This is a genomic window from Pseudanabaena sp. 'Roaring Creek' (genome assembly GCF_001402795.1).
Classification (GTDB): Bacteria; Cyanobacteriota; Cyanobacteriia; order Pseudanabaenales; family Pseudanabaenaceae; genus Pseudanabaena.
In genome coordinates this window covers 1-9,428 of sequence record NZ_LIRE01000294.1, presented here as the reverse complement: position 1 = coordinate 9,428, position 9,428 = coordinate 1, and the positions used below count along the sequence as shown (strand labels likewise).

Annotated in this window: 9 protein-coding genes and 1 pseudogene; 5 read left to right on the top strand and 5 right to left on the bottom strand. The window is 43.7% G+C overall.

The features are described from left to right. Nucleotides 1-136 precede the first annotated feature (136 nt). Complete coding sequence (locus AC805_RS10235) at nt 137-661, bottom strand: hypothetical protein (protein ID WP_055075344.1); 525 nt, start codon at nt 659-661, stop codon at nt 137-139. A gap of 101 nt (nt 662-762) precedes the next feature. On the opposite strand from AC805_RS10235, the gene AC805_RS10230 reads away from it, so the two are divergent. Beyond that, nucleotides 763-1,215, top strand: a complete 453-nt coding sequence (locus AC805_RS10230) for a peroxiredoxin (protein ID WP_055075343.1) — start codon at nt 763-765, stop codon at nt 1,213-1,215. Between the two features lie 150 nt (nt 1,216-1,365). Here the strand turns inward: AC805_RS10230 and ispD are convergent, their stop codons facing one another. The 3 genes from ispD to AC805_RS10215 form a co-directional block, all read right to left on the bottom strand. After that, nucleotides 1,366-2,070: a 2-C-methyl-D-erythritol 4-phosphate cytidylyltransferase gene (gene ispD / locus AC805_RS10225; RefSeq protein WP_055075342.1), complete on the bottom strand. Its 705-nt coding sequence runs from the start codon at nt 2,068-2,070 to the stop codon at nt 1,366-1,368. A 3-nt stretch (nt 2,071-2,073) separates the two neighbouring features. Beyond that, nucleotides 2,074-2,292: a DUF2839 domain-containing protein gene (locus tag AC805_RS10220; protein WP_009627911.1), complete on the bottom strand. Its 219-nt coding sequence runs from the start codon at nt 2,290-2,292 to the stop codon at nt 2,074-2,076. Nucleotides 2,293-2,539: 247 nt separating this feature from the next. Beyond that, entirely contained in the window at nt 2,540-3,685 is a 1,146-nt protein-coding gene (locus AC805_RS10215; protein WP_055075341.1) for an ABC transporter ATP-binding protein, read from the bottom strand. A gap of 505 nt (nt 3,686-4,190) precedes the next feature. Here AC805_RS10215 and AC805_RS10210 point away from each other — a divergent pair. Next, complete coding sequence (locus tag AC805_RS10210) at nt 4,191-5,384, top strand: bifunctional 2-polyprenyl-6-hydroxyphenol methylase/3-demethylubiquinol 3-O-methyltransferase UbiG (protein ID WP_055075340.1); 1,194 nt, start codon at nt 4,191-4,193, stop codon at nt 5,382-5,384. Between the two features lie 129 nt (nt 5,385-5,513). Here the strand turns inward: AC805_RS10210 and AC805_RS10205 are convergent, their stop codons facing one another. Beyond that, nucleotides 5,514-6,380: an alpha/beta fold hydrolase gene (locus AC805_RS10205; protein ID WP_055075339.1), complete on the bottom strand. Its 867-nt coding sequence runs from the start codon at nt 6,378-6,380 to the stop codon at nt 5,514-5,516. A 386-nt stretch (nt 6,381-6,766) separates the two neighbouring features. Here AC805_RS10205 and AC805_RS26805 point away from each other — a divergent pair. The 3 genes and pseudogenes from AC805_RS26805 to mnmA all read left to right on the top strand — a co-directional run. Beyond that, nucleotides 6,767-6,943 (top strand): annotated as a pseudogene (locus AC805_RS26805) (transposase); the annotation flags it as partial. A gap of 242 nt (nt 6,944-7,185) precedes the next feature. Then, nucleotides 7,186-7,971 carry a TIGR03943 family putative permease subunit gene (locus tag AC805_RS10200; RefSeq protein ID WP_055075338.1) on the top strand — a complete coding sequence of 262 codons (786 nt, stop codon included), beginning with the start codon at nt 7,186-7,188 and terminating at the stop codon, nt 7,969-7,971. A 224-nt stretch (nt 7,972-8,195) separates the two neighbouring features. After that, nucleotides 8,196-9,272, top strand: coding sequence for a tRNA 2-thiouridine(34) synthase MnmA (gene mnmA / locus AC805_RS10195; protein WP_055075337.1), 1,077 nt, complete (start codon nt 8,196-8,198; stop codon nt 9,270-9,272). Nucleotides 9,273-9,428 lie beyond the last annotated feature (156 nt).

Genomic DNA, 9,428 nt, shown 5'->3' with positions numbered 1-9,428 from the left:
AAAGTAAGCAGCCGCATATTTATAGCTGTAGCCAGTTATGTCAGGGCAAAAACAAAACCCAGAAGAGTGTTGCGGCGCTTCGCGCCGCAACACTCTTCTGGGTTTTATGTCTTAACTTATTTGGCTATAGCTATACCTAGATTTCTGACTGGGATTCGACAAACCGTAAATCTCTTTTTAAGAAGGTTTTTTCGCCCGTATCTGTCTCCACTGTTGCCCGAATCAAACTAGTTTTGGTTACTAATAGCTTTGCCATGTAATAAGGGCTATCGGGTTCGAGAATCAAAACGCGATCGCCTATCTGCAATGGTCGAATCGTCGGAATTGGCATTGAGCTTTGCTGGTTTTGCGGGTTTCGATCTGCGTCGAGATTTGTATGGCGATCGTCTTTAGTAGAACGCTCAACCGTTGCCGTAGAAGAGATTCGATCTTCGAGTAGCTTTTCTACATATTGCCGAAGTTTTTGCTCCAAAGCTATTTCTAAAGCAGAAAACCGCTCTTCCTCAGAATCCTCATTTAAAATATGCTGTAAGCCCTGAATTACTAATTCAGATTCTGTTTTGCCCGTATTTTCAACCTTAGCTAACAGGGTTGCATAGATTTCGCTCGATAGTTCGATCGTTAGGAAATGATTAGGAGATTTAATGTCAGTTCGTTCCATGGAAGTATTCTTGATAAGATTATATTTGGCTGCGAAACAAGTTCTCTGCTCCAGTCTAAATCCCAAATCAAAAGGCTCAAAATTAAAGAATAGGAAAATCTATGCCTGTCGAAGTCGGTCAAAAAGCTCCAGATTTTACTTTACCTAGCGATCGCGGTGATATTACCCTCAGTCGCTATGCTGGTAAAACTAACGTTGTACTTGCCTTTTACCCTGGCGATTTTTCTCCCCTCTGTACTAGTGAAATGCAATGTTTTGCAGATGATTGGACAAAATTTCGGGATGCAGGAGCCGAGATTTTAGGTATTAGTACCGATCCCATCGAAAAACATCTGGCATTTTCTAAAAAGTTGGGACTGCAATTTCCTCTTCTCAGCGATCGCAATCAAGAAGTCTGCAAAAAATATGGAGTTGCAGGTTTGTTTGGCAGCAAACGCGCCTATTGCATTATCGATATACAGGGCATTGTCCGCTACATGCATATTGAATTTTTGCCCATATTTAAGCGCGAAGATAACGAGCTTTTGGTAGTTTTACGAGGCTTAAAGGCTTAATTCCTGAATGATATAGCCATCCTAAATGGTTTGTGGAAGCGCCCCCCTCTTGGGGGCGCTTCCACAAACCCAAAAATCTACAAATGATTTAGGACAGCTATAGTTAATTTAAGAAAATACTAAGGAAGGGAAGTACGGAGGGCAACTAGGCTAGTTTTTGAGTCTATTGCTCGATGAGCGTTGCTTCAGGATAAATTCAGCGATCGCCAGATCCTGTTGCGTCGTAACTTTGAGATTGGTTTCTTCTCCCATGACAATCTGTACCGCTAATCCAACCTTTTCTAATAAGGCGGCATCATCGGTGACTTCCCATCCTAACTCTAAGGCTTTGAGATGGGCATTTTTGAGCGCTTCCAAATGGAACCCTTGAGGCGTTTGTGCTGCCCAAAGACGATCGCGATTGGGAGTATCAACAATGGTTAAACCATCAACGACTTTAATCGTATCTTTGACGGGAACGGCAGCAATAAAACCTTGCATCTTTTGTAGAGCAGCATCGCAGCGATCAAATAGCTCTGATGTTGCTAAGCATCTCGCGCCATCATGAATTAAAACGCGATCGCAGTCCGTTGGTAAAGATTTTAAGCCATTAAATACGGAAGCTTGACGAGTTGCCCCACCTTGAATTAGACGAATTGGTTTCAGTTGACTAATCTCATTAAATATCTGTTGAAAATCTGGATAATCATGGGGCTGAGCCATCACGCCAATCCAAGCGATCGCCTCCGAAGCGATCGCCGCTTCTAACGTCCATTGCAAAATTGGTTTATCGATCAGGGGCAGCAACAACTTATTGCGATCGGCTCCCATCCTTTTGCCGCTACCCGCCGCAGGAATTAATAAATGACAGGTCATAAGTTAGTCAGCTAAGTGCCACCAACCGAAGGCGGGACCAATAAATCGAATCGTTATCCAAATCGCAATGGTTACGCCAATGCCATACCAAGCTGCTTGAGTCGAGACTTCGACAAATTTATTTGCCTTGTCCTTGGTCAAAAAAGGGATCCAAGATGCTACAGGCTCAGAGGTTCCATACTTTTCGCCCATGACTTCCTTGCGGCGCTTTGACTCGCCCATAGCTATACTCCTCACAAACTAAATAATTCATCTCATAATATCAGCAGATAAGTAGCTAGGCATAATTAAAACCTAGAATCTAGAGCTGTAGCGCACGCTGCGCGTGCGCTACAGCTCTTGGGGTTGAGCCTAGCTACTCACTTGCAGCGCTTTGCGCTCAAACCCAAACCAAGGAAATTTTTGAAAGCCTTGCTTAGCAAGGCTTTCAAAAATTTCCTTGTGGTTCGTCTGATCGATAATTGCTGTATTACTTATAAGGATGGTGCAATGTAACGCCTGATTGGATATCAAAGGCATAGAGCTTATTGAGATCGAACCGCCAGAAACTGCGATCGCCAATTTGCCAATGGTGTTCTAAACCAACATCCGCCGAAACTCTCGCTCTCAATTCGCCATCTGGCAACTTTAACAATACAATTGTTTCTGAACCGAGCGCTTCCACTAGTTCTATCGTTCCCTCAAGGTGAGCAGTTTCTGAAGTTGCAGGTTGTAAATCTTCAGGACGGAATCCCATCGTGAAAGCGCGATCGCGCCCAACTTCTCTCAGAGATAATTCATGAATGGCGATCGGGTTGAGCAAACTTTCTCCCAGTAAAGAGCCATCGCTATTGACTCGCACGGGCAAGAAATTCATCGGTGGCGACCCCATAAATCCAGCTACAAAAACATTCGCAGGTTGGCGATAGATATTTAGAGGTGTATCTACCTGTTGAATATCGCCTTTATTTAAAACCACAATGCGATCGCCCATGGTCATTGCTTCTACTTGATCGTGAGTCACATAGATCGTCGTTACTTGCAATTGTTTCTGTAACTGAACGATCTGCGATCGCGTATCGCTACGTAATTGAGCATCCAGATTTGATAAAGGCTCATCCATCAGAAATACTTGAGGATTACGCGCGATCGCTCTTCCCAGAGCCACCCGTTGTTTTTGCCCCCCCGATAACTCCTTGGGTTTGCGGGTTAATAAATGAGAAATTTGCAATGCTTCTGCAACCTGCTGCACTCTTTGATCGATCTCGGCAAGGTGTTTTTTTCTGGCCGCATTAAACCAAGATAAGGGAGATGAATTGAGCGATCGCTGTCTTCTCAAACCAAAGGCAATATTGTTATAGACGGTCATGTGTGGATAGAGCGCATAACTTTGAAATACCATCGCAATGTCCCGTACTTTAGGTGGCAAATGATTAATCTGGCGATCGCCCAGATAAATGGAGCCATCACTTAACTCTTCAAGTCCTGCGATCAGGCGTAGCAGCGTACTTTTGCCACAGCCCGAAGGTCCCACTAAAACCAAAAACTCCCGATCGTTCACTTCGAGATTGATATCTCGAAGTACGATATTTTGTCCAAATTTTTTGGTAACACCACACAAATGCACGGGAGCCATCGTAAAACATCCTAATCAAATCCATTTTGAGACCTTTCGCATCACCGAAGTTAAAAATCTCAAAGCTAATTTTATCCTCATCCCGTCCGAATAATTCCGAATAATACCAAAACACAAAATGGCGTAGCCATTTTGTGTTTTTCAAAACTTTACTGGGTTTGGTTTTTAATTCCCAAAAGTGTAGCCACACTTTTGGGAATTGGTATAATATAGCTGCCATCAACGGCATCAAGACATAAAGCCCAAAATAGTGTTGCTGCGCTCTGCGCGGCAACACTATTTTGGGCCTTATGTCTTGTCCTAACAAGATTGACAGTAGCTATACCAAATTTAAAAGCCCAAAAGTAAAAACCTTGCGTAGCAAGGTTTTTACTTTTGGGCTTTTAAAATTTGCCAGCTTAACCCGAACTGACGTTATCAAGGAATATTGAAGGGGAGCCGATAACCAAGGCAATACTGACGTTAAAATATTAAACCAATAATAAAACAATTCTAAAAAATATCTATGTCCGATTCCAAGGTCAGTGCTGCCGTAGCGAGCCTTTACAATACCTATCCCTTTCCCCCAGAACCAATCCTAGACGAACCACCTCCTGGATATAACTGGCGTTGGAATTGGCAGGCTGCCTATAACTTTTGCACTGGGCAAAAACCTGCTAAAGACAATATTCGGATTCTTGACGCTGGCTGTGGATCGGGGGTCAGCACTGAGTACCTAGTGCATCTCAATCCTGAAGCAAATGTCGTGGGGATTGATCTTAGTGAAGGAACCTTAGCTGTCGCCAAGGAACGTTGTAAAAGTTCGGGAGCAACTAGAGTCGAATTCCATCATCTCAGTTTGTTTGATGCCGATCGCCTTGAAGGTGAATTCGATCTGATCAACTCGGTCGGAGTCCTCCACCATACTGCCGATCCCATTCGAGGCATTCAGGTACTAGCTAATAAGCTTGCTCCTGGAGGACTGTTGCATATCTTTGTCTATGGCGAATTAGGACGTTGGGAAATTCGTTTAATGCAAGAAGCGATCGCCTTACTACAAGGCGATCGCCGTGGCGATTTTGTTGATGGCGTAAAAATTGGCAGGGAAATCTTTGCTAATCTGCCTGAAACGAATGCGTTACGCCGCCGCGAAAAAGAACGTTGGGAAATGGAAAATACACAAGATGCCTGTTTTGCGGATATGTACGTGCATCCCCAAGAAATTAATTACAATGTGAATACCGTATTTGAATTAATCGATGCATCAGGATTAGAATTTCTTGGCTTCTCAAATCCACAGGTTTGGGATTTAACACGATTAATTGGCAAAGTACCCGACTTAATGGAACGAGCGCAACATCTTACAGAACGTCAACGCTATCGCCTGATTGAAGTTCTCGATCCCCATACAATTTCGCATTACGAGTTCTTTTTGGCACGTCCTCCTATTCCTAAAAAGACTTGGGAAATTGACGAAGATTTACTTGCCGCAATTCCCGAGCCTAGCCCCTGTATCTATGGCTGGAAAGATAGTCCCAACTTCTTCGATTATAATTATCAGTTTGTGCGTATCAGTGATGCTGAATGGAAGTTCCTATTAGCTTGTGACGAGAATCAGACAAAACAGCAGACTGTCGCTCAGATCTTACAATCCGTGGAGGCAAGCTTAGATGATGTGCGATCGCTCCAAAGACAACAGGTGATTCTTTTGCAGGTTTGAGAACCTACTTTCCATTAATGATGAGCGGTACAAAGTACCGCCCATCATTAAATATTTATACCAAGTAGAGCATACCGCCCGCACAGCGGGCGGTATGCTCTCTGGTTTTTATTACTTATGCCTAGCTACTTAGATGCAAGAGGAGGCTACGGGTTTAGCTAATAAATCTAATAGAAGACGATGTAATAGATTTGTCTGTTCTAGCATTGCCATATGTCCGCAATTAGGAAGCTCAAATACATTTTCACCATAGCCATTAAATGAAGGATGAAAACTTGCTAGATGGCGCACGTACTTCGGTTCCATAATATTATCATTTGCGCCAGCTACAAAATAAATAGGTTGGCTTAACTTAGAGACGATTTGCGGTAATTTATGAACTTCTTCTTCACTGGTCGAATCGAGCAAAGTTCCCTTTGCGGCTGCATATTTAGCAGACACAAAATCGATCGCTCGTTGTTTTCCCCAAAATAGATCCAGAGGGCTTTGAACGCTATCCTTTGCAAATTGTGCGTGAATTGGGGGTAGATTTTGTAACCAACGGGGGCGCAACCTTAAAATAATTTTGCCAGCACTCCGAAATTTTTCAAACTCTTCTTTAATATAAATTCCACCCCCCGCATTGAGACAAACTACACCCAAGATCCGATCGCTTAACAAACTTGCTGCCCACAAAGCGATCGCCCCTCCGAGGGAATGCCCCACCAACCAAACTTGAGAAATTTCTAAACGATCCAGTAATTCCTCGAGATCCCTAGCGTAGCTAATTAGGGAATATTCATCGCGATCGCCAATTTCAGATAGTCCAAACCCTCTTAAATCATAGGATAAACATTGAAAATCTAGTTGTAAGCGATCAATTAGCGGTTTCCAGTAGGCTTGACTGAGCATCCAACCATGTAAAAAAGCGATGGTCGGAGGTGAAGGGCTGTCAACAGCAGGGGCAGGCGTGAGGTTATAGCTGTGTTTTGCTCCTTGAATGATGACATTAGACATATAGATAAAAGCCTATAGTTACAAACTAAATGCGATCGCTAACTCGATCATATAGCAAGACTGGGGCAGAAATTCCCGAATTCACCAGTAAGATAATTCCCATACATCCTCAAAAATAACCCTCATTCCTATTTTTTTTGCGATTTTCCTGAATCCTTTTGTTTTGCCTAATTTTTTGTTTCAGTATAAGTAGCTAGGCATAATTAAAACCCCAAAACCTGTAGCGCACGCGCAGCGTGCGCTACAGGTTTTGGGGTTTTATATTTAATTGTCCCTAGTAGTCTACCAAGCTAAATTTGCCTAGGATATTTAATTTCCAGTAAAGTGACTCAAACCTTGGTGTGATTAATTTATTTGGCTTCTTTGAACCTTATCCAGCCAATCTCTACGAAAACTTCTCGCCTGAGAAAGCCAACCGAATCCTCAAGAAACTTGAATTTCATTACACTCCTAAACACGCTAGTTGGCGCAATCAAGTTGAGATTGAATTCTCTGTGTTGTTTCGTCAGTGTCTTGACCGTCGCATCGCTACTAAAGAGGAGTTGTTAGAGAGGAGTTGTTAGAGAGGAGTTGTTAGAGCAGATTATCATTTGGAAAGACCACCGCAATGCTCGGCAAGCTATTGTTAACTGGCGCTTCGCAAGTTCCGATGCAAGGTTCAAATTGAAGTACTTATACCCATCTATAGAACCTAGCAAAGTTGACTTGGCGGACTACTAGCTACTTAGGATTGCTATAGTTAATTTAAGATCCTCATCTTGAGATCCTAAAAGATCCTAATTTTGTTATTTGGTATTTATACTTCATGCCATCTCGATCCGCTAATTCTTCGCCACTACATTCTTACTGGCAGAAATTTGTACCTTGGCTTGAGTCCTGTGCGATCGCTGCTTGGGGGATTGTTCTACTTAAGCTTTGGCTTGCGGGACAGTTATATCTTTTAGTCCATCCCAATTATATTCCCCTCACAGTAACTGCGGGATTAGCGCTCACTGTTGTTGGTGTTGCTGAAGCTTGGCGCGTAGCAAAACGGCGACGGTACATCGGTACCATAGCTACACAGCAACATGTGACATTGATCAAACCATCCTTAAGTAGCAGCTTGCTTTTGATTGTGGCGATCGGCGCTCTATGTGTCAATCCTCGTCCATTTACTAGTGAAAAAGCGATCCATCGGGGCGTAATTGAAAATATTGCCGATGCTAGAACTATTCCTAAATCCTTTCGAGCTAGCAATCGTCCCGAAGATCGGACTCTCGTAGAATGGGTACGTACCATTAGCACCTATCCCGAACCCGATGCTTATAAGGGACAAAAGGTGAAGATTACGGGATTTGTTGTCCATGCCCCCGATCGCCCTGACAATATCTTTTTATTGACGCGTTTCGTCATTACCTGCTGTGCTGCCGACGTTTATCCTGTCAGTCTACCTATTAAAACAACTGAAAGTCGCTCTAATTATCTCCCCGATCACTGGTTACAAATAGAAGGTCAAGCAGATGTGGAAACCACCGATGGTAAGCGTCAATTTGTAGTCGTTGCGAGTAATATTACGCCCATCCCAGAACCCAAAAATCCCTACGACTACTAAGAACTATAGCTATCGCTGTACTAGGACATAAACCCCAAGAATTGACTGGCGGCGCGAAGCGCCGCCAGTCAATTCTTATAGCTATAAACCCCCAAAAACTGTAGCGCAAGCGCAGCTTGCGCTACAGTTTTTGGGGGTTTATATGTAGTTGAGCTTAGCCACTTACCAACAATTCTTATTGCGCTTTAAGTTACAATTTAGGTCTAGTGGTTCGCTCGCAACAAATGTCAAACATTACCCAAGAAAAAGAAAAAATAGTTGTCGGACTATCTGGCGGAGTCGATAGCTCCGTGGCGGCAGCTCTCTTGCATCGCGCAGGCTATGATGTCACAGGTTTGACGCTGTGGTTAATGCGTGGCAAGGGTCAATGCTGCTCTGAGGGGATGGTAGATGCAGCGAGATTATGCGAAGAATTAGGAATTCCCCATGAAATTGTAGATAGTCGTGATGTTTTTGAGCAAAGCATTATTAATTATCTAGTTACGGGCTATGCAGCAGGTTCCACGCCTCTGCCCTGTTCGCGTTGCAATAAAGCCGTGAAGTTTACACCCATGATGGAATATGCCCGTGATAAGTTGGGTATCCATAAAATTGCCACAGGACATTATGCTAAGCTCAATTTCAATTTTGAATCGGGACGTTACGAGCTGCGCCGAGCAGTTGATGACAATAAGGATCAATCCTATTTTCTCTATGAAGTAGGACAAGAGGAATTAAGCTGCTGTGTTTTTCCTCTAGGTAACACAACTAAGATCGAAACTCGTAAAATTGCTGCCGAGTTTGGTTTAGCCACTGCTGAAAAACCCGAAAGTATGGATCTGTGCCTTGTGGAAGCCAATGGTTCCATGAAAGCATTCCTCGATAAATACCTCACGCCAATCCAAGGCAAAATCATTGATACCAAAGGCAACGTACTCGGGGAGCATGATGGTACGTATCACTACACGATCGGTCAACGGAAGGGGCTAGGTGTAGCCTCAGCAAACCCTTTGTATGTGATTGCCCTCGATCCTGTCAAAAATGAAGTGGTAGTGGGCGATCGCTCTGAAGCCCACGATCGCGAATGTACGATTAATCAAGTGAATTGGGTATCGATGGCTCCGACAGATATTCCTTTCCATGCGGAGGTGCAAGTACGCTATCGCACAGCACCCGCCCCTGCCACCGTAATTCCCCTTGTTGGCGATCGCGCGAGGATTGTTTTTGATGAGCCTCAATTTAGCATTACTCCAGGGCAAGCGGCGGTTTTTTATCGTGATGACTTGCTCCTCGGTGGCGGATTGATTGAATCCAAGCTCTAAATGAAAAAGGAGGCTCAGCCTCCTTTTTCATTTAGAGCTTTTATAGCTGTCGCCAGTTTTGTTAGGACAAAATCAAAACCCCAAAGAGAGTTGCCGCGCGGAGCGCGGCAACTCTCTTTGGGGTTTTATGTCCTGATACAGTTGGCGGCAGCTATA